Genomic DNA, 18,264 nt, shown 5'->3' with positions numbered 1-18,264 from the left:
CTACTCGCTGCGGGCCGTCTCCGGCCCGGTGACGCGTTCCAGCAGCGGCATCGTGGAGGCGATGACGCCGAGGCAGGCGACCAGTCCGACGACGACGATCACGTAGAACCGCGGCTCGGGCGCGATGAGCGTGTAGTGCATCTGCGCCCGCAGGAACAGGTGCGCGGCGAGCAGACCCATGCCGATGGCGACGGCGGCGACGGCGAGCATCGGTACGGCGCTCTCCAGCGCCACCACCCGGCGCAGCACCCGCACCGGAGCGCCGCTGAGGCGCAGCAGGCTGAACGGGCGACGGCGTTCGGTGAGGCCGCCGATGACACTGACCGCGAGGCTGCACCCGCCGAGCGCGAGGCTGGCGATGATGACGACGTTCGCCAGTTGTTCCCAGCCGCGCAGCGTGTCGGCGAAATCCGACTCGAAGTCGCCGGGCACGTTCGGCCCCACCCAGAAGGTCGGGAAGGCGACCTCCAGCACGGTGCGGACGCGCTCGACGGCGGCGGCGGAGCCGTCCGTGCCGACGACCACCGAGGTCGCCGGCAACCGCTGCAACTCGTCGAGGGTGAGCGACGCGGCGGGCCAGACCGTCGCGGCCGATGCCGACTCCCCCCAGCGGCTGAGGCCCAACGGCACCTCGATGACGCTCGCGCCGTCGGCGCACCGGCCGTACGCGCTCGGCAGGTCGGTGCACGCGATCATTCCGCCCTCGCCACCGTTCGTCGGGTCCGGGTCTTCCCGGATGGCGGTCGCGGACCGCACGCCGCTGATCGTCCGCAGCTCGGCGAAGAGCGTGTCCGGCACCGACGTCGCCTTCTCGTCGAAGACGGTGGTCACCGTGCCCGCGTCGGTCGAGCCGACCGGGGCCGGACCACGTTCGTCGACGATCGTGGTGATCACCCCGACGGCGACGCTGGTGACGAAGAGCGCGAGCATGATCCCGCTGATCGCCCGGAAGCCGGCCTTCGGGTTGTCGGCGAGGCGTCGCGCGGCGATGAGCGTGGCCGGGCGGTTGGCGTACCGGGCCATCACCCGAGCGCCCACCATCGTCAGCCACGGGCCGGCGAGGACCAGGCCGGCCATGATCAGCAGCAGGCCGGGCAGGAACACCGCCGCCTGGCCGTCGGAGGTCTCGGGCCGGTAGCCGATGGCGAACACCAGCACGGCGACGCCCAGCACCATCGGGATCAGCCGGTACGCGCGCGGCGCCCGGGGGGTGACCCGTCGGGTGACGCCCAGCGGCGAGATCCGGACCCGGCGGAGCGAGACCTGCGCGGCCAGCGCCGCGCCGGCCGGGACGCCGAGCGCCACCAGCAGGACGTTCAGCAGACCCAGGGACAGGTCGCCGGGGAAGAACGGCATGCCGGTGAACGGGATACCCGCGAGCGGCTCGCGGAAGGCGTAGAACAGGCCGAAGCCGACGGCGGTGCCAGCGACGGCGGCGGCGGCCGCCTCCACCGCGGCGACCGTCGAGATCTGCCGGGGTGTCGCGCCGACCAGGCGCATCGCGGCGAAGCGCTGCTCCCGGCGGGCGGCGCTGAGGCGGGTGGCGGTGCCGATGAAGATCAGCACCGGGAAGAGCAGCCCACCGGCGATCACGCCCAGGATGAGGTTCACAGTGGTCTCGGGGAGAGCGGGAGTGTCGCCGACGCTGGTGACCTGCTTGGCAGCGGGCAGAGCGGCGACCTGGTCGGGGGTGCCGCCCACGATGATGAGCAGGGTGTCCGGCGAGGTCAGCGCGGCCGGACCCACCGTGCCGAGGCCACGCCCCGGATAGCGGTCGCCCAGTTCGGCGGCCGGGTGGGCGGCCAGCAGATCGCGGAACGCGGGCGAGGCGAAATACTCCCCGGGTGCCGGAACGCGCGGGACGCCGACCGGGATGGGCGACGTCGAGCCGGTCGCGGCGACGTCGATGCGGATGATCTGCTTGCCGCGGAAGTAGTCCTGGCGGGTCGACCACCACAGCGGGTCGACGTCGCCGGCCGAGGCGTTGGGATACATCGAGGCGTACCGGGTGAGCTGGGCGTTGACGGCGTTGACCCCGGCCAGGGTGGTCAGCAGCAGACCGCTGCCGATCGCGACCGCGGCGGCGATGACGAGCAGGCGGGTGAGCGCCTCCCGACCGCCGGCCACGGCGAGGCGGAGCCCGAAGCGGATCATGAGGCGATCCGGTCCGGCGCGTTGACGCGCCCGTCGCGGACCATGACCTCGCGGTCGGCGTACGCGGCGATCCTGGCCTCGTGGGTCACCAGGATGACGGTGGTGCCCTGCTCACGGGCCGCGCCGACCAGCAGGTCCATGACGTGCTCGCCGGTGAGCGAGTCGAGCGCGCCGGTCGGCTCGTCGGCGAAGAGCACCCGCGGCTCGGCGACCAGGCCCCGGGCCAGGGCGACGCGTTGCGCCTGCCCGCCGGAGAGCTCACCGGACCGCCGCTGCTCCAGGCCGTCCAGGCCGAGGCGCGCGAACCAGGCGCGCGCCCTGGGCAACGCCTGCGCCCGGCGTACGCCGCTGAGCAGCAGCGGCAGCGCGACGTTCTCCACAGCGGTCAGCTCGGGGACGAGTTGGCCGAACTGGAACACGAAGCCGAACCGGTCGCGGCGCAGGCTGCTGCGCTGGGTCTCGGGCATGGCGTCGACCCGGGCCCCGTCGAACAGGATCTCGCCGGAGCTGGGCACGAGGATGCCGGCCAGGCAGTGCAGCAGAGTGGACTTGCCCGAGCCGCTGGGGCCCATGATGGCGAGGATCTCGCCGGCGTCCACGGCGACGCTGGCCCCGCGCAGGGCGGGTGTCTGGCCGAAGGCGAACTCCACGTCCCGTGCTTCGAGCATCACGCTCATGGCCGCACCTCTTTCCGCAGGGCGTCCAGGCGGGCGCCGGTCATCTCGATCCACCGGAGGTCCGCCTCCAGGTGGTACAGGCCGTGGTCGGCGAGCAGCGCGTCGACCAGGCTGCCGGAGCGCTTGATCTCGGTCAGCTCGCGCATCCGGTGCAGGTGCGCGCTGCGCTGGGTGTCGAGGTACTCGGCGGCGGGACGGTCGAGCATCAGCGCGAGCACGACCTTGGCGAAGAGCACCGTCTGCAGGTGCGGCTCCGGGTCGACCGGCTGGGTCAGCCACTGCTCCACCTCGGTCGCGCCGACGTCGGTGATGACGTACCGCTTGCGGTCCGGGCCGGAGCCCGGCGCGACGTCGCTGATCACCACCTTGCCGTCGCGGGCCAGGCGGCTGAGGGTGGAGTAGACCTGGCCGAACGGCAGCGGCTTGCCCCGGCCGAAGAAGGCGTCGTAGTCGCGCTTCAGGTCGTAGCCGTGGCTGGGCTCCCGTTCGAGGAGGCCGAGAAGGGTCAGTGGAACGCTCATGGGAGGAGACTACACCGGGGGTATACCTCGCGTATATACCCTCGGGGTGTTCTCGGTGGGTCCCCTGCTCAGGGCATGGCTTCCGGAGGTTCAGCCCAGCAGGGCGCGGGCCAGGGCGTAGCCGGCGGCGGCCGCGGCGAGCCCGGCGGCGACGCTGCCCACGACGTTGGCCAGCGCGAGGAGGCGGTGGTCGCCCCGCGTCAGCCGCAGCGTCTCGTAGCTGAACGTGGAGTAGGTGGACAGCGCGCCACAGAACCCGGTACCGAGCAGCGCGGTGACCGCCGGGTCGACCGGCCACCCGGCCAGCGCGCCGAGCAGCAGCGAGCCGACGACGTTGACGGTGAGCGTGCCCCAGGGGAACGCCGAGGCGTGCCGGGACTGCACGGCCCGGTCGGTGAGGTAGCGCAGCGGCGCGCCGACGGCCGCCCCCAGGGCGATGAGCAGCACTGTCATCGGGCCGCCCTCCGGCGCAGCAGCGAAGCCGTGACGGCGTCGCCCAGCCCGACCGCGACGAGTGCCCCGAGCGGCGTCGCCACCAGGTACGCCAGTGCGGTGCCCGGCGCGCCCGCGACCAGCGCCTGCTGGACGTCGACCGCGTAGGTGGAGAACGTGGTGAACCCGCCGAGCACCCCGACCCCGAGGAACGGGCGGGCCAGGGGATGCCCACCGTCGAGGTGGGTGAGCGCCGCCATCAGCACACCGATCAGCAGGCAGCCGAACAGGTTGACACCGAACGTCGCCCACGGGAAGCCGGTCGGCGGGTGCGGGGCGGCGTGTTGCAGGCCGGCCCGGGCCAGCGCGCCGAGCACCCCGCCTGCCGCGATCGTGGCGAGAATCGTCGCGGGGCGCGCGGTCAACTCGCGGCGGTCGGCGGGGAGGTGTAGGTCGACGTCGGGGTCGGTACGCGGCTCGAACGGCTCTGGCACGGCTCCTCAGCGTAGTGCCGGCGTCAGCGGCGTCAGCGCACCGCCGCGACGGCGGCGTCCGCGCCGCCGCGCCAGACCGTGCCGACCTCACGGAAACCGGCGGCGCTGAGGGCGGCGAGGTGCCAGGAGGCCGGCGGGTTCCACTCCGGGCTGTGCCCGGTCGGGTAGATGTCCTGTCGTTGCCTGACCAGTGGCGCCAGCGCCGGGTCGGCACCGGCCCGCTCCCACCAGTCCGACCAGGACAGCACCGAGCCGGCGGCGTACCGGGCGTTGCGCCGGTCCCGGGCCCGGTCCATCAGTCGCTTTGTCAGTTCCGGCAGGGTGTCGTCGGGCATGTGGTCGGCGTTGACGAAGACCCCGCCCGGTCGCAGCACGTCCCGCAGTTCGGCGTAGAGCTGCCCGAGCCGGTCGGCCGGCAGCCAGTGCAGGGCGGTGGCGGTGAGGACGGCGTCGTAGTCGCGGTGGGGGAGCGCGGAGCGCCAGTCGGGGGTGCCGAGGTCGGCCGTGACGATGGTGGCCCGGTCGGCAAGCGAGGCCCGGGCGATGGCGAGCAACGCCGGGTCGAGGTCCACCAGGGTCGTCTCGGCGCCGGGGAAGCGGGCCAGCGTGCGTAGCGAGATGCTGCCGGTGCCGCCGGCCAGGTCGAGCACGCGTGGCGGCCGACCGTCGAGGACCGCGTCGACGGTGTCCAGCATGGTGGCGAGGCGGTGTTCCCGGTCCGGCAGGTAGGCCTCCTGCTGACGGTCCCAGCTCTCCTGCCAGGCCCACGGATCCGCGATGTAAGGACTCATAGCGATCAGGCTAGTTACGTTTCGAGCGCGTTGTCCAGACCTTGTTGCACATAATTTGCAACTGCGAGAAGATGGCAGGGCGATGATCAGAGTGACGCCGGGCCGGGCGGTTGCCCGACCCGGCGTCCTCGTCGCCGACGGTCAGGCCGCCGTGTCGACCAGGGCCGCGTCGGCCTTCGCCGGCTCCCGGCGGCGGGCCAGCCGCAGCGCCGCCAGCAGGACACCCAGGCCGGCCAGGGTGAGCGCCGCGCCGGCCCAGATCGGCGAGGTGTAGCCCAGCCCCGCGGCGATGGTCACCCCGCCGATCCAGGCGCCCAACGCGTTGCCGAGGTTGAACGCCGCGATGTTCGCCCCGGACGCCAGGGTCGGCGCCTGGTTGGCGTAGTGCATGATCCGCATCTGCAACGGCGGTACGGTGGCGAACCCGAACCCGCCCATCAGTACCAGCGACACGACGGTCAGCACCGGGCTCGACGCGGTCAGCGCGAACCCGACGAGCACCGCGGTGAGCACCGCAAGGACGGTGACCAGGGTGCGCGACAGCGACCTGTCCGCGGCCCGCCCGCCGAGCAGGTTGCCGGCGAAGAGCCCGGCTCCGAAGAGGACGAGCAGCCACGGCACGGTGCTGCTGGCGAAGCCGCTGACCTCGGTGAGCGTGTAGGCGATGTAGGTGAACGCGCCGAACATGCCGCCGAAGCCCAGGACCGTGATCACCAGCGACAGCCAGACCTGCGAGTGGGTGAAGGCACGCAACTCGCCGCGTAGCCCACCGGTCGGCCGGTCGGCGTTCGCGGTGTCGCCGGCCGGAATGAGCAGGGCCAGCCCGATCAGCGCGACCACTCCGATGGCGGTGATCGCCCAGAACGTCGACCGCCAGCCGAAGTGCTGCCCGAGGAAGGTGCCGAAGGGCACGCCGAGCACGTTCGCGATGGTCAGGCCGGCGAACATCATGGCGATGGCGCCCGCCCGGCGGGCCGGCGCCACCAGGCCGGCGGCGACCACCGCGCCGATCCCGAAGAACGCGCCGTGGCAGAGCGCGGCGACGATCCGGCCGGCCATCATCACGGCGTAGTCGCCGGCGACCGCGGAGAGCAGGTTGCCGATGATGAAGAGCACCATCAGGCCCAGGAGCACCGGCTTGCGCGGAAGTCGGGTGACCGCCGCGGTGAGGGCCACCCCGCCGACGGCCACGCTGAGCGCGTAGCCGGAGATCAGCCAGCCGGCGACCGGCTCGGTGACCGCGAAGTCGGTGGCCACCTCGGGCAGCAACCCCATGATCACGAACTCGGTGAGCCCGATGCCGAAGGCGCCGATCGCCAGCGCGATCAGGCCGGGCGGCAGGGACTTGGGGCGTACGGACATGGTTTTCCCATCGGGGAGGGAGCAGATATGCGGCGCGTGCAACTACACGCGCCAGCAACGAAATACTTGCACACGCTTTATATGGGCGCAAGCGTGCTAGCCTGGGGCCGTCGAGAGCACACCCGAGGAGGGCCGGCATGGGCATCGCCGACGACGCGGTCGAGATCCGCGCGCAGGGTTGGCGCACCCTCGCCGCCCTGCACGGGCTGATCGAGACGTCGCTGGAACGGGCGTTGCAGGCCGACCATGACCTGTCCGTTGTCGAATACACGGTGCTCGACGCGCTCTCCCGGCAGGACGGCTGGCACATGCGGATGAGCCAGCTCGCCCGCGCCGCCGCGCTCTCCGGCAGCGCCACCACCCGCCTGGTCACCCGACTGGAGCAACGCGGCCTGCTCACCCGCATCCTCTGTGCCGACGACCGGCGCGGCATCTACACCGAGCTGACCCCGGCCGGCTCCGAGTTGCTCGCCCAGACCCGCCCGACCCACGACCGGGTGCTCACCGCGGCGCTCGCCGAGGCCGAGTCCACCCCCGAGCTGGCCCCGCTTGTCGACGCCCTGCACCGGCTGCCCGCCGTCCGCTGACCGCGCCGCCGGCCTGGGCGACGGCCGGCGTACGGTACCCGCAGCCCGCACCGGGGCCGCCGCGCCAAGGGAGACACGCGATGCAGGACCGCACCCCTCGTCCGGAGGAGCTGGACCCGATCGAGCGCGCCGGCGTCGACGAGCTGCGCGCCCTGCAACGCGAACGGCTGCGCTGGTCGCTACGGCACGCGTACGACAACGTGCCGCCCTACCGCCGGGCGTTCGACGCGGCCGGGGTGCACCCCGACGACTGCCGCGATCTCCACGACCTGGCCCGCTTCCCGTTCACCGGCAAGGCGGAGCTGCGGGACAACTACCCGTTCGGCATGTTCGCCGTGCCCCGGGAGCGGGTCGCCCGTCTGCACGCCTCCTCCGGCACCACCGGCCGCCCGACAGTGGTCGGCTACACCCGCGACGACCTGCGCACCTGGGCGCGACTGATGGCCCGGTCGATCCGCGCCTCCGGCGGCCGTCCCGGCGACCGGGTGCACGTCGCGTACGGCTACGGGCTCTTCACCGGTGGCCTGGGCGCGCACTACGGCGCCGAGGAGCTGGGCTGCACCGTCATCCCGGTCTCCGGTGGCATGACCGAGCGTCAGGTCATGCTGATCCGCGACTTCGAACCCGAGGTCATCATGGTCACCCCCAGCTACATGCTCGCCATCGTGGACGAGATGCAGCGCCAGGGCGTCGACCCGCGCGCCACCTCGCTGCGGGTGGGCATCTTCGGGGCGGAGCCGTGGACCGAGGACATGCGCCGGGAGATGGAGCAGCGGTTGGACATCCACGCGGTGGACATCTACGGGCTCTCCGAGGTGATGGGCCCCGGCGTGGCCACCGAGTGCGTGGAGACAAAGGACGGGCTGCACGTCTGGGAGGACCACTTCTACCCGGAGATCATCGACCCGGTGACCGGGGCGGTGCTGCCCGACGGTGAGCGGGGTGAGCTGGTGTTGACCTCGCTGACCAAGGAGGCGATGCCGGTGGTGCGCTACCGCACCCGCGACCTGACCCGGCTGCTGCCCGGCACCGCCCGTCCGATGCGCCGGATCGAGAAGATCACCGGTCGGACGGACGACATGATGATCGTGCGCGGGGTGAACATCTTCCCGACCCAGATCGAGGAGCTGATCCTGCGGACCGCGCAGCTGTCGCCGCACTTCCAGTGCGTACTCGATCGGCAGGGCCGGTTGGACACCCTCACGGTGCGGGTGGAGCGGCGGGCCGGCGTCGCCGTGGACGCCGCCGAGCGGGCCGGCGCGGCGCTCGTGGAGTTGGTGAAGAACACCATCGGCGTGAGCGTGGCGGTCGACGTGCTCGCCCCGGACGCGGTGGAGCGGTCGACGGGCAAGATGCGCCGCGTCATCGACCAGCGGCGACCCGTCTGAACGCCGGCCGAGCGGTCCGCCGCCCTCGGCCCCGTCGGTGCTGTCTCCTGTAGAGCTGCCCCGGATGTGGGGCAACCGGCCCGGTCCCGTGTCGTCGGGTGTCCTGCGCGATGGTGACCTCGGCGCCGGCCGGGTCAGGCACGGGGCGATCCAGGTGTCGTCATCGACATAGGATCGCGTCCATGCGTGTCCTGGTGGTCTCCGCCCCGCTGGTCGGGCACACCTTTCCGCTGGTGCCGCTCGCCGTCGCGCTGCGCGACGCCGGCCACGACGTGCTGCTGGCCACCGGGGGCGGTGGCCTGGCCGCCGCCAACGCGGGTCTGCCGGTGCACGACATCGCACCGGGCTTCGACTTCGGCCGCATCGCGCTGCGGGTCTTTCCCCGGCACCCCCTGGTCGCCCGCGCCGAGATGGCCGGCACCGCCGGCACCCGGGGCGCCGGCCTGCTCTTCGGCGCGCTCAACGACAAGCTCACCGACCCGGTCGTCGCGTTGGCCGCCGAGTGGGAGCCGGATCTGGTGCTCTACGAGCCGTTCGCGGTCGCCGGTGCGGTCGCCGCCGCCCGGCTGGGGGTGCCGGCCGTACGCCAGGAGAACTCCCTCTTCGACGGCCGGGAGCTGGTCCGTGCCAGCAGCGCCCGACTCGGTGCCGCCCTGCGGCGGCACGGCCTGACCGAGCTGCCGCCGCCCGCCGCGGCCCTCGCCGTGGCCCCGCCCAGTGTGGCCGCGCAGGATGGTTGGCCGATGCGGTACGACTCCTACGTCGGTGGCGGCGAGCTGCCGGCGTGGTTGCGCGAGCCGGGTGAACGGCCCCGGATCCTGGTCACCCGCAGCACCCTGACCGGCCCCGGCGACCGGGGGCCGATGCCCGCCGTGGTGGCCGCCGCCGCCCGGGTGGACGCCGAGATCGTGCTCGTCCGCCCGGATGAGCGGTCGGCTCGTTCGCTGCCCGGCAACGTGCGGGTGGTCGACTGGATTCCGCTGGACGCGGCGTTGCCGGCGAGCGCGGCGCTGGTTCACCACGGCGGGGCGGGCAGTGCCTTCGGCGCCCTCGCCGCCGGGCTGCCCCAGCTCGCCACAGTGGGTCCGGGGGACCGGCGGCACAACGCCGAGCTGGTGGCCCGCCGGGGCGTCGGCCTGGCGTCGCGCCCCCGGGACATCACCGCGCAGGCGCTGACCCGGCTGCTCACCGACGAGCGCCTGCGCACCACCGCGGCGCAGGTCAGCCGGGAGATCGCCGCGATGCCGCCGCCGAGCGACCTCGTCGCGCGGCTGGCGGCGTTGGTCTGACGTCCGTCCCGCGTGCCCACACCGGACGGACCCTCCACTGCGGCAGGATGACGTGATGCGACACGTCGTGCTGTTCCACTCCGTGTACGGGCTGCGGCCCGCCGTGCGCGCCGCCGCCGACCGGTTGCGCGCCGCCGGGCATCAGGTCGGCACCCCCGACCTGTACGGCGTACCGGCCGCCGACACCGTCGAGGAGGGCTTCGCACTGCTCGACAAGATCGGCCAGGAGGTGGTGCTCGACCGGGCCCGGACGGCGCTGCGGGACCTGCCACCGGAGACGGTGCTCGCCGGCTTCTCGATGGGCGCCGGGGTGGCCGGGGCGCTGCTGGCCGAGCGCCCCGACGCCGCCGGTCTGCTCCTGCTGCACGGCACCGGTGGCGGGCCGGACGCGGTCCGGCCCGGGTTGCCGGTGCAGCTGCACCTCGCCGACCCCGACCCGTACGACGCGCCGGACGAGGTCGACGAGTGGCAGCAGGCGCTCACCGACGCCGGCGCCGACCTGACGGTCTTCCGCTATCCCGGTGCCGGGCACCTGTTCACCGACCCGGACCTGGCCGAGCATTCCCCGGACGCCACCGCGGCGACCTGGCCGCGGGTGCTGGCCTTCCTGGCCGCGTCCTGACTGCCGGGCCGAGCGGCGGCCACGGGGCGGGCGCGTGGCGTGCGGGCCCCGGTCCCTGTTGCCTCCCGGGTGGCGCGACCGCGGCGCCCCCTCGACGACGCGGTCGACCCCGGCAAGCCGCCGGCGCGTCGGATCCCCGGGTGCGGCCTCGCTCAGTGCGCATCGGCGCCGGCGCGTCGGATCCCGGGTGCGGCCGCGCTCAATGCGCTGGCCCGCATCGGCGCCCGCGCGTCGGATCGCGGGCGCCGGCCTCGCTCAGTGCGCGCTGGCGCCGATGCGTGGGGGAGTCGCGGTGCCGTGCACCCGCTTGGCGTGGGCGGCGAAGAGCCGCGGTGCGATGATCGGCATGAGGAGCCGGGCCGGCAGCGGGGCGTGTGCCAGCACCGCCCTGATCACCTCGGGGTCGCCCTCGTACATGGCCAGGCCGAAGGCCAGCGGCAGCCGCTTCTTCGGGGTCTTGCTCATTCCGTGCTCGCCGAGTTCCATCCACTCCGCGGCGGTGACGTGCCGGCCGGCAAGCGGCAGGATCTCGCTCTCCTCCAGGGCCATGTGCTCGATCAGCGCGGCGCGGAGGTGCTCGAAGGCGTCGGCGAGCTGGTCACCACCGCGCCCGGTACGCCGCCACGCCGGGAGCAGGGCGACCACCGCCGCGTGGGCCTCCTCGATGGCGTGGTGCTGCGCCTCCATGGTGGGGACGATGGCCGCTGCCTGCGCGCCGCCGCGCTCCAGCAGCAGGGGCCACAGCAGCAGGTCCTCGCCCTCGTGGTGCAGGTGCAGGGTGTGACAGAGCATCTCGGCGTGGGCGCCGACGACCTCCGCGCGGCTGACGTCGCCCGGCCTGACGTCGCGGACGAGCTGCGGTAGCAGGCTGAACTCGCGACGGAAGACGGCGTGCGCCATGTACATGTCGCGGACGTCGGCCATGGCTTCGCGGTGGTTCTGGTTCACGGTGACCTTTCCGGGGGAATCAACTGACACAGATCTGTTGATCATGCTTGGTGGCACTTGGAATCGGCTTGGAAGCCACCAACCGGGAGGTCAGCCGGTCAACGCGGCCGTCGCCTCGGCCAACCAGTGCGGCGATCCCCACCGGCGGGCCACCCCGGCGGCCAGCGTGAAGTGCCGGGCCGCCTCGTCGGTGCGGCCCAGCAGCCGGAACAGCTCCCCGAGCGTCAGCGCGACCGGCTGCACCACGGCCGCGGTGGTGGAGAAACCGGCCAACTGGTCGCGGACCGGGAGCAGGGCGTCGATCACGGGCTGGGCCAGGTCTCGCCGACCCAGTGCCACGATGACCATCGCGCGCACGCTGAGCAGCGCCGACTCGAAGTAGTCCGGGCGGTAGGTGTGCCGCCCGATGGGCATGGCCCGCGCCTCGTCGACCCGTCCGCTCTCGATCAGCGCCAGCGCCAGCAGGTCGTCCACGATCGGCCCCAACGACCTCCGCACGCGGCGGGTCGCCTCCAGATGCTCACCGAAGCGTCCCTGGCTGATCAGCAGCGTCCCCAGCGAGAAGTAGTGGAAGGCCTCGGCGTGCAGCGAACCCTGTCGCCGCATCTGCGCGGCGACCTCGTCGTAGTGTCGCCGCGCCGCGACGAAGTCGCCGGCGACGTGCGCGAGCGCGCCCAGCGCGCACAGGTGGATCGTCTGCGCCTCGTTGAGCTGGTACGTCTCGGCCAGCCGCCCGTGCCGGGCGACGCTGAGGCGCAGGTCGTCCGGCTCGTTGAGCGCGGCGGCGCTGTGACCGAGCACCTGCTCGGCGACCGAGCGGTAGATCACCAGCCCGTGCTCGTCGGCGAGGTCGCGCAGCTCCAGGGCCAACTCCCGACGGGCCGGCGCCTCCCGCTCGTAGCTCATGCTGCGGACCCGTGCGGCCAGCCCGAGGGCACGCAGCTCGGGGTCGTCAAGCCGCCGGCTGAGGGCCAGCGCCTCCCGCCCGGCCGCCCCGCCCCGCGGGTCGGACTCGCCGTCCAGCTCCGTGGCCAGCGCCTCCAGCAGCCGGCAGCGGTCCACCGGGTCCAGGTCGTCGGCGCGCAGGAGCCGGGTGAGCAGCTCGACGACCCGATGGTCCACGACGCCGTACGCGTGCGTCAGCCAGGGCGTGGGGACGGTCCACGCGGTGAACGCCGCGACAAGCAGTTCGTCCCGGCCGGACGCGACGGCGACGTCGACGGCGCGGGCGCGGGTCTGCCGGGCGGCGGCCACCGCACCGGCCCGGGCCTGGGCGCGCAACAGCCGGCCGAGCAGGTCGACCCGCAGCGCGTCGCGATCCCCGGTGACCGACCGGGCGGCGTCGACGGCGTTGTCGAGCACCTCGATCGCCGCGTCGTACGCGTACCGCCGCTCGGCCAGCTCGGCGGCGCGGACCGCGTAGTCGACGGCGAGCGGCGCGGTGTCGGCCGACGCGGCACGGGCGTAGTGGTGGGCCAGGGCCGGATAGTCGTCGGGCGTCAGCCGGCGGGTGGCGGCGGCGATCCGGGCGTGCAGGCGGGTGCGGCGCAGTTGGGGCAGGTCGGTGTAGATGGTGTCGCGGACCAGCCCGTGCACGAAGCGCACCCGCCCCGGCGCCGGTTCGGTGAGCAGCCCGGCGGCCAGCCCGGCCTCCAGCGCTTCGAGGGTGGAGGTCTCGTCGGTGCCGGCGGCGTCGATGAGTGTCGGCACGTCCGCCTCCCGCCCGAGCGTGGCGGCGAGGCGCAGCACCGCGACCGCCGACGACGGCAGGCGGGACAGTCGCCGGCGCAGCACGTCGCGGACCCCGTCCGGCACGTCGCAGGTGGCGACGAGGGTGCCCTCGGCGGCGAGGAGCCGCGCCGACTCCCGGACGTAGAACGGGTTGCCGCCGGTCCGCTCGGTCAGCGCGGCGACCGTCTCCGCGTCGACGGGTCTCCGGGCGAGCGTCCCGAGCAGCGTCTCGATTTCGGCCGTCGTCAGGCCACCCAACCGGATCCGGTACGGAGACCGACGGGCCAGGACGGCCATCGTGTCGGCGAGCCGCTCGCGGTTGTCGGCGGGGCGTAACGCCGCGACGAACAGCACGGCCCCGGTGGTCAACTCGATGACGCTGTTCAGCAGGAGCAGCGTCTCGGCGTCGGCGGCGTGCAGGTCGTCGAGGACCACGGCGACCGGTCTGCGGACCGCGGCCGCGTCCAACCAGGCGCCGACGGCGTGATGCAGCCGGAACCGGCCGGCGGTGACGTCGCCCCCCGGTGCGCCGGGGCTGCCGCCGAGCAGCGGGGCGAGCGCCGGTGCGAGATCACCCGGCGGCGCCTGCTCGGCGAGCTGCCGCAGCGCCTCGACCCACGCCCAGGCCGGCGGGGCGCCCTCGACCTCGGGGCAGCGACCGACGGCGACCAGCCAGTCGCGGGCGGCGAGCACCTCCCGGAAGCGGGCGAGCACGCTCGTCTTGCCCGCGCCGGCCTCGCCGCTGAGCAACGCCACCCGTGGTCCGCCCGCCAGCGCCTCGGCGGCGGCCCGCCCGAGAGCGGCCAGCTCGGCCTCCCGCCCGACGAACACCTCAGCGCTCGCGGATTGCCCGGCGTCGACGCGTGCCGCGCTGGCGGGTTGTCCGGCGTCGAGGTGCGCCGCGCTAGCGGGGTGCCCCGCGTCGAGGTGCGCCGCGCTCGCGGGTTGCCCGGCGTCGACGGACGGCGCGCTCGGCGGTCCTCCGGCGTCGACGCGCGCCGCGCTCGCGGCCACCGGTGGGAGCAGGTCGAGGCGCTGGCCCAGGATCGCCGACTCCACCTCGACCAACGCCGGGCCCGGATCCAGGCCGAGCTCGTCCACGAACGTCGCCCGCGCCCGGCGCAGGGCGGCGAGCGCGTCGCCCTGCCGACCGGCCCGCCACAACGCCAACGCCAGCAGTCGCCAGCTCTCCTCCCGCAGCGGCGCCTGCCGGGTCAGCACCTCCGCCTCCGACACCGCCTCGGCGGCGTCGCCGGACCGCACTATCGCGTCGAGGAGCAACTCCCGGGCGCCGAGCCGCAGCTCCTCCAGCCGCAGCACCTCGGCCTGCGCCCAGGGCTCTCCGGCGAACTCGGCGTACGCCCGACCGCGCCACAGGTCGAGCCCGCTGGTCAGCAGAGCCCGCGCCCGCGCCGGATCGGCGCGGCTGACCGCGCGCGCCTCGACGAGCAGCGCCTCGAACCGGCCGGCGTCGACGGCGTCGGTGGGCACCCGGATCGCGTAGCCGGGCGGCGCGGTGACCAGGACCCGGGCCGGCGCGCGGCGCTCCCGGGACGGCTCCAACAGGCGGCGCAGGTGCGAGACGTACGCCTGGACGGAGGCGATCGCCCGCGGTGGCGCGTCACCCCGCCACAGATCCTCGATCATCTGACCGACGGAGACGACGTCGCCCCGGGCCGCCAGCAGCAGCGCGAGCACGGCGCGTTGGCGGGGGCCGCCGAGGTCGACCGGTCCGCCTGTGTCGACCTCGACCTCAAGCGGCCCGAGCACCCGTAGCAGCATGACCGGGCCAATCCTAGTGGTCCTCCTCGGCGGCTCCTCCGCTGCCGGTGAACAACGGACACCCAGCTCACCGTGGGTAGGGGCGGCGTCCCGCCAGCGCGCGGGGCACCTGCGGACGCATCGCGTTCGATATCGTGGCGCCACCACCAAGATCCTCTGAACGGGGTGTGGCAGTGCCGACGACAGCCTTCGACGAGCACGAACGGTCGCGCTGGGCCGGGCGTGCGGCGGCGTTCGACAGCAGTCTCGCCGCCCTCTGTGCCCATCCCGCGCCAGCGTTGCTGGACGCCGCCCACGTCGCCGCGGGCGTGCGGGTGCTCGATGCCGGCACCGGCTCCGGGACCGTGGCCGGGCTGGCCAGCGCCCGGGGCGCCAGCGTCGTGGCCGTCGACGCCGAACCGAGCATGGTCGAGCTGGTCCGCGGCCGCGTCCCGTCCGCCGCCGAGGTCCGCCTCGCGGCCCTGCCCCACCTGCCGTTTCCCACCGGCCACTTCGACGCGGCCGTGGCGAACTTCGTGATCAATCATGTCGGCGATCCGCTGGCCGCGATCAGCGAACTGCGACGGGTCGTCCGGCCGGCCGGACGGATCGCGGTGACGGTCTGGCCCGATCCGCCGCCCGAGGCGCAGCGGCTGTGGGGCGCGATCTTCGACGCCGCCGGGGTCGACCGGCCGACCTCCGTGCCGACGGTGGACGCGGAGCGGGACTTCCCGCGTACCCCCGACGGGTTCGCCGGCCTGCTCGACGCGGCCGGTCTGGCCGACGTCCGCTGCGACACGATCACCTGGGCGCATCGCACCCACCCCGAGGCCTGGTGGAGTGGGCCGGCCAACGGCATCAGCAGGCCGGGTCTGCTGATGGAGTCCCAGCCGCCGCAGGTGATCACCCGGATTCGTGCCGCGTACGACGAGCTGACCGCCGCCTACCGCGACGTGGACGGCCTGCTCGTGCTGCCGACCGCGGCGCTGCTGGCCTCGGCGTCCGTGCCGTAGCCGGCCGGGCGACCGGCCCGTCGGCGTGAGCCCGGCCGTCCGCGACCGCTGGCGGTCCGGACGGGCGGACCACCGGCCTGTCCAGGGACCCTCAGGCGGAGGCGGCCAGGCCGTCCGGCCGGCGGATCAACGGCGGGCCGGGTACGACGCGGATCGCGGCGGGCGGAGCGCCGACACCGGTGAGCGCATCCTGACCGGCCGACTGCGGCACGGCACGGATCACCACCGGGGTCCGGTCGACGTTCGAGGGCCAGTGACCGCCCGTGTTGGAACGCGTGGCGGGCGCCGTCACCGCCGGGGTCGCCGGCACGTCACCGGCCGGCGCGACGGGTCGGAGCCGGTTGGCGCCCGGCACCCGGTTCGTTGGTCGGGGCAGCGCGGCCGGCGGGGTCGCCATCGTCGGGGTGGGCAGGCGCGACGGGCCGGATCCGGGCGCTGGGGCCAGCGCCACGAGCGGGGCGTCGCGACCGACCCGGGAGCGAACGGCGTCGAGGCGCACCACCTCGGCGGGCCGGGTGGCCGAGCCGTCGCCGACCGCACGAGCGGCGCCGGTGGACGTCGCGGCAACGCGATCCGGCCGGAGGGCGTCGGCGCGGACGGTGTCGTGGCGTGCGGCGTCGGCGGCCCGGCGGGCGAAGACGGCCCGCAGCGCACGGGGCAACCGCTCGACGGCGACCTGGCGCAGCGCGGGCGCGGCGAACGCGTACCCGTTGGCGTGGTGGGGGAGCAGCAGTCCGGCGGCGACCAGCCGGCGTAGTGCCGGCGCGGACCGGCCGGGCGTCCAGCCGAGCGCCCGGTCGACCGCCGCGCCGGAGATCACGCCGCCGAGGACGCCGGCGACCATCAGGACCGCTCGCCGCTCACCGTCGAGGTGGTCCAGCTCGACGCCGACGGCTCGGCGGACCGCCTCGGGCAGCGGGAGCGCCGCCGGGTCGGCCCCGGCCACGATCGACGCGACGTACGCCGCCGCGTGCCCCGGCCGGCCGCCCACCAGTGGCAGCAGCCGGTCGACCAGGGCCACCGGCTGGCCGGCCCGGGTCAGTAGTTGGCGCAGCAGCCGCCCGGACTGCACAGTGGCCAGCGGTCGGATCGCCACCCGGTGGGCCGAGCCGGGCCGGGTGTCGGCCCACTGCGGTTGGTGCAGGGTGACCACGGCCAGTGGCAGTCCCCGGGCCGTCGCCGCGTTGAACAGCGCATGCAGGAATCCGCTCACCGCAGGCGCCGCGCGGTCCACGTCGTCCACCGCGACGATCAGCGGCACCCGGGTGGCCACGCGCAGCAGGACCTCCCGGCAGATCGCCGCGCCGGCCATCGCCGCGGCCGAGCCGTCCGGGTTGGACAGCAGCTGTTGGAGCGCCGGCACCGCCGTGGCGACCCGAGCCGGTGGGAACACGGCGGTCAGGGTGGCGACGAGCCGGTCGTGGACCGCCGCCGGGCCGTCGCCGCGACGCACCCCGGCGACGCCGCGGAGGAGTTCGGCGACCGGTTCCAGGACCTGATCGGGGTACGGCTGGCAGGCCGCCACACACCAGTGCACGGGCGCGCCGTCCACCGTGGTCAACCCGCGGGTCAGCTCGTGCAGCAGGCGGCTTCGGCCGCTGCCGGTGGGCCCGACCAGGGAGACCCAGCACGGGTTCTGCTCCCGGAGGGCCACGGTCAGCTGGTCGCGGATGGTGGCCAGTTCGCGGCGGCGACCGATCAGCGGGCCGTCATGCCGGTCGACGCCGGGGCGCACCGGGCCGACGGCGTGCCAGACCGGCGCCGGCGGCACCCGGCCGGCGACCGGCACCGGCGGCAACTGCCGCTGGGTGATCAGGCCAGCGGTGGCCCGTGCCGTGGCCGCGCAGAGCGCGACGGCGCCGGGTGGCGCGTACTCCTGGAGGCGGGCCGCGGCGGTGATCACCGCGCCACTTGCGACGCCGTGCCCGCCGCTGACCGCGCCGCCCAGGTCGACAACGACCTCGCCGGTGGCGACACCGACGCGCACTCTCAGTCGGATATCCGCGACCATCGGCCGGCAGTCCAGCGCGGCCTGGATCTCGAGTCCGGCGCGCACCGCGCGGTACGCGTCGAAGCCGTCGGACTGCCGGGCGCCGAAGAGCGCCATCACCGCGTCGCCGACGTACTTCTCCACCACGCCCTGCCACCGGTGCAGCACGCCGGCGACGGTGTCGAAGTAGACCCGCTGCAACGCGCGGACGTCCTCCGGATCGAGTCGGTTCACCAGCGCCGTGGAGCCGACGATGTCGGCGAAGAGCACCGTCACGGTGCGTCTCTCCTCCGGTACGGGCCAGTGCGGGGTCACGGGCCGCCGCGCGTCGCCGACGATGATGCTGGTCGTGGTGGTGGTGGTCATGGTTACGCACCAACCCTTCTCCCCGCTGATGCCTGGTGACCTCCGGAGATTGGCATTCCTGGGCTGACGGGGGATCTGCAGAACGACGTATGTCGGCCACCTGCAACCTTTAGTCGCAAAGTCGACGCGAGGAGTACC

15 protein-coding genes are annotated in these 18,264 nt (G+C 74.3%); 5 read left to right on the top strand and 10 right to left on the bottom strand.

Translation table 11 applies throughout. The features are described 5' to 3' along the window. The 7 genes from ACQPWW_RS18435 to ACQPWW_RS18405 all read right to left on the bottom strand — a co-directional run bounded on the left by ACQPWW_RS18435 (position 1) and on the right by ACQPWW_RS18405 (position 6,431). Positions 1–2,154, bottom strand: a complete 2,154-nt coding sequence (locus tag ACQPWW_RS18435; protein WP_433124180.1) for an FtsX-like permease family protein — start codon at positions 2,152–2,154, stop codon at positions 1–3. Next, entirely contained in the window at positions 2,151–2,831 is a 681-nt protein-coding gene (locus ACQPWW_RS18430) for an ABC transporter ATP-binding protein (protein WP_433124179.1), read from the bottom strand. The genes ACQPWW_RS18435 and ACQPWW_RS18430 overlap by 4 nt, the downstream gene beginning before the upstream one ends. Further along, on the bottom strand, positions 2,828–3,352 hold the full coding sequence (locus tag ACQPWW_RS18425; RefSeq protein WP_433124178.1) for a PadR family transcriptional regulator: 525 nt from the start codon (positions 3,350–3,352) through the stop codon (positions 2,828–2,830). The genes ACQPWW_RS18430 and ACQPWW_RS18425 overlap by 4 nt, the downstream gene beginning before the upstream one ends. A 90-nt stretch (positions 3,353–3,442) precedes the next feature. Further along, positions 3,443–3,805 carry a fluoride efflux transporter CrcB gene (gene crcB, locus ACQPWW_RS18420; protein WP_433124177.1) on the bottom strand — a complete coding sequence of 121 codons (363 nt, stop codon included), beginning with the start codon at positions 3,803–3,805 and terminating at the stop codon, positions 3,443–3,445. Then, positions 3,802–4,278 (bottom strand): fluoride efflux transporter FluC, encoded by a 477-nt coding sequence (locus ACQPWW_RS18415; RefSeq protein WP_433124176.1) that lies wholly within the window; start codon positions 4,276–4,278, stop codon positions 3,802–3,804. The genes crcB and ACQPWW_RS18415 overlap by 4 nt, the downstream gene beginning before the upstream one ends. A gap of 32 nt (positions 4,279–4,310) precedes the next feature. After that, the gene (locus ACQPWW_RS18410; RefSeq protein ID WP_433124174.1) at positions 4,311–5,069 is read right to left on the bottom strand and encodes a class I SAM-dependent methyltransferase; all 759 of its coding nucleotides are present in this window, start codon (positions 5,067–5,069) and stop codon (positions 4,311–4,313) included. Positions 5,070–5,210: 141 nt separating this feature from the next. Further along, positions 5,211–6,431, bottom strand: a complete 1,221-nt coding sequence (locus ACQPWW_RS18405) for an MFS transporter (protein ID WP_433124172.1) — start codon at positions 6,429–6,431, stop codon at positions 5,211–5,213. A 137-nt stretch (positions 6,432–6,568) separates the two neighbouring features. On the opposite strand from ACQPWW_RS18405, the gene ACQPWW_RS18400 reads away from it, so the two are divergent. The 4 genes from ACQPWW_RS18400 (at position 6,569) to ACQPWW_RS18385 (ending at position 10,317) form a co-directional block, all read left to right on the top strand. Then, positions 6,569–7,018: a MarR family winged helix-turn-helix transcriptional regulator gene (locus tag ACQPWW_RS18400; protein ID WP_433124170.1), complete on the top strand. Its 450-nt coding sequence runs from the start codon at positions 6,569–6,571 to the stop codon at positions 7,016–7,018. 80 nt (positions 7,019–7,098) lie between these two features. Then, positions 7,099–8,406, top strand: a complete 1,308-nt coding sequence (gene paaK / locus ACQPWW_RS18395; protein ID WP_433124169.1) for a phenylacetate--CoA ligase PaaK — start codon at positions 7,099–7,101, stop codon at positions 8,404–8,406. Between the two features lie 182 nt (positions 8,407–8,588). After that, positions 8,589–9,695 (top strand): nucleotide disphospho-sugar-binding domain-containing protein, encoded by a 1,107-nt coding sequence (locus ACQPWW_RS18390; protein ID WP_433124167.1) that lies wholly within the window; start codon positions 8,589–8,591, stop codon positions 9,693–9,695. Positions 9,696–9,750: 55 nt separating this feature from the next. Beyond that, complete coding sequence (locus ACQPWW_RS18385) at positions 9,751–10,317, top strand: dienelactone hydrolase family protein (RefSeq protein WP_433124165.1); 567 nt, start codon at positions 9,751–9,753, stop codon at positions 10,315–10,317. Positions 10,318–10,572: 255 nt separating this feature from the next. Here ACQPWW_RS18385 and ACQPWW_RS18380 read toward each other — a convergent pair whose 3' ends face one another. Both ACQPWW_RS18380 and ACQPWW_RS18375 read right to left on the bottom strand, forming a co-directional pair. Beyond that, entirely contained in the window at positions 10,573–11,265 is a 693-nt protein-coding gene (locus ACQPWW_RS18380) for a hemerythrin domain-containing protein (protein ID WP_433124163.1), read from the bottom strand. Between the two features lie 90 nt (positions 11,266–11,355). Further along, positions 11,356–14,778 carry an ATP-binding protein gene (locus ACQPWW_RS18375; RefSeq protein ID WP_433124162.1) on the bottom strand — a complete coding sequence of 1,141 codons (3,423 nt, stop codon included), beginning with the start codon at positions 14,776–14,778 and terminating at the stop codon, positions 11,356–11,358. A gap of 173 nt (positions 14,779–14,951) precedes the next feature. Between ACQPWW_RS18375 and ACQPWW_RS18370 the strand changes: the two genes are divergently transcribed. Next, entirely contained in the window at positions 14,952–15,770 is an 819-nt protein-coding gene (locus tag ACQPWW_RS18370; protein ID WP_433124160.1) for a class I SAM-dependent methyltransferase, read from the top strand. 91 nt (positions 15,771–15,861) lie between these two features. Here the strand turns inward: ACQPWW_RS18370 and ACQPWW_RS18365 are convergent, their stop codons facing one another. Continuing rightward, the gene (locus ACQPWW_RS18365; RefSeq protein ID WP_433124159.1) at positions 15,862–18,126 is read right to left on the bottom strand and encodes an adenylate/guanylate cyclase domain-containing protein; all 2,265 of its coding nucleotides are present in this window, start codon (positions 18,124–18,126) and stop codon (positions 15,862–15,864) included. Positions 18,127–18,264 lie beyond the last annotated feature (138 nt).

Source organism: Micromonospora sp. CA-240977 (genome assembly GCF_050942285.1).
Taxonomy (GTDB): Bacteria; Actinomycetota; Actinomycetes; order Mycobacteriales; family Micromonosporaceae; genus Micromonospora.
The sequence above is the reverse complement of the archived record's forward strand: the minus strand, read 5'-3'. Positions and strand labels throughout refer to the sequence as shown.